The sequence below is a fragment of the Paenibacillus sp. FSL H7-0331 genome, assembly GCF_001956045.1.
Genome location: NZ_MRTH01000121.1, coordinates 1 through 2121 on the forward strand (window position 1 = coordinate 1; position 2121 = coordinate 2121).

A 2121-nucleotide genomic window follows, 5' to 3' on the forward strand; every position below is an offset into this window, starting at 1 on the left:
ATATCCTTACGGCCGCTGTATTCCAAAGTGATGAAATCCTGCGAATGAATGAGTATTCGTTAGATAAATCCTTAATACTGAGGGACTGGGAACGATAGTACAATGGACGTACCTAGGAAGTAATTTCTTCCTTTATTACATCCATTTTTAGTTTAGCCAGGGATTTGTTCTCTCTCATAATAGGTTGTCGAAATCCCATACACTTAGATGATCCGTTTTTCTTCACAAACACAACATAAGTACTAGCTTTATACAATAATAGAAGCTCCGGAAATGTCTCCAGAGCTTCTTGATAAATTAAAGCGATTCAGCCACATTTATTCGATTATCATGAGAGAACGGACTAACTTTCATGCTATGTGTGTGGTACAACGCAGGGGATGCAACGGGCAGTAATGTACATAATGCCAAATGCAGGATTTTCCTTCTTATTAAGCGAATATTGAGAGCGAAAGCTCATTCAAAGGGGTTTTACAATGCTGCCTGCTCCCGCAAAACGTGTGTTATCCATCGCGATCCCCGCCATCGGCGAAGCCTATTTGCAGAGCCTGCTCGGCGTCGTCGATGCCTGGTTTATCGCCAGAATTGGTCTAGTTGCCGTGAATGCTGTTGGCTTAACGAATATATACAGCCTCACCTATATCGGTGTATTCACTGCGGTGTCCACGGCAGTGTCCGTTTTTCTCTCGCGGGCCGTCGGCGCAAATGATGCAAAGCGAGGACGCTCAGCCGTCTGGCACGGCTATGTCATTGCCTTGGCTTTGAGTCTCATCCTATCGGCAGCTTCTGTCCTTTTCGCTGTGCCTCTGCTGCACATCATGGGTGCATATGGAGAGCTCGAAGCGACCGCTCTGCCTTACTTTTGCGTCGTGCTTGGCATATCCCCGCTGATCGCGCTGTTTACCACTCAATCGGCAGCCTTTCGGGCTACGGGGGATACCAAAACGCCTCTGAAAGTGGCACTTGAAATGAACGCAGTTCATGTGGTGCTCGATTATATATTGATCTTCGGAGTCGGATGGATCTCAGGGTTCGGTTTAGCTGGAGCAGCGTGGGCTATGGTGTTGGCCCGTTTGTACGCGTTTCTTCGCTTATGGTGGAAATCACGGAGCGTGGGGGCGATCTGCCTGCGCAAAGAGGACTTCACATGGCGCCCGTCTGTGCTGGTCGAGATGGTTACGTTTGCCGTTCCTGCAGCTGCCGAACGGCTCTCCATGAGGCTTGGACAGGTCATCTACTTCGGTATGATCGTGCGTATGGGCATCAACGTGTACGCGACCCATACCATCGCAGGCACGCTGACGGTGTTTGCGTCAACCGTCGGCGCGGGGTTTGCCACGGCCGCGAGCGTGACCATCGGGCAGGCTATCGGAGGCAAAGACATTTCCGCCGTACAAGCGTACCGACGTTGGAGCTATATCCTGTCGGCCATCTCGATGACCGTCATCACCGCTGCTATTTGCATTTTCTCACCATGGATCGGATTGCTTTTTTCGGATAACCAGCAGGTCATCCAGCTGCTGATTATCGTTTTGGCCATCGATACCATCTCGCAGCCGTTTCTCGCCTCCACGCTAGTGGACACCTCCGCTATCCAAGCGGGAGGAAACAGCAAATATCCGATGATCGTGACTACCATCGGCATCTGGGGGATTCGCACGCTTGGCGTGTACTTCTTTGCTTGGTACCAAGGATGGGGTCTGCCCGCCGTCTGGGCCAGCATCGCCGCTGATAACGTGCTGAGGGCCGTTTTGTTTGCAAGGTATCGAAGACGTCGTAGAGTAGTAGGGTCAATGTAACTACCATGAAAGAACAGACTAACTTTCATGCTCTGTGGTGCAACGCAGGGGATGCATGGGAGGCTAGCGGGAGACGATAGCACAATAAACAGGGAGCAGATTGCATCGGCAGCTGCTCCCTGTTTTGATTTAAGAAACGGGCAGTTTTGCGTGGTGCTTTGTTGAACTTTGTTGGGTGATTGAATATGTATTTCTATATTATGATAAGATTGCAAAGAGTGAATAAGTTGAGATGACCAATAAACAAAAAATACCCAGTAAAGAAACACTAAAAAATGGAGTGTTAAGATATGAATTCTCATGAATCCTTTTTAAGGCAGAT

At 49.1% G+C, this 2121-nt stretch carries 1 protein-coding gene; it reads left to right on the forward strand.

Annotated elements, in window-relative coordinates:
• Positions 1–476: 476 nt before the first annotated feature.
• Complete coding sequence (locus tag BK127_RS41970; protein ID WP_076238550.1) at positions 477–1799, forward strand: MATE family efflux transporter; 1323 nt, start codon at positions 477–479, stop codon at positions 1797–1799.
• Positions 1800–2121 lie beyond the last annotated feature (322 nt).

What these genes read in the sequence shown, in the direction of transcription:
- BK127_RS41970 (WP_076238550.1), top strand. Translation starts at nt 477, where the DNA reads ATGCTGCCTGCTCCCGCAAAACGTGTGTTATCCATCGCGATCCCCGCC.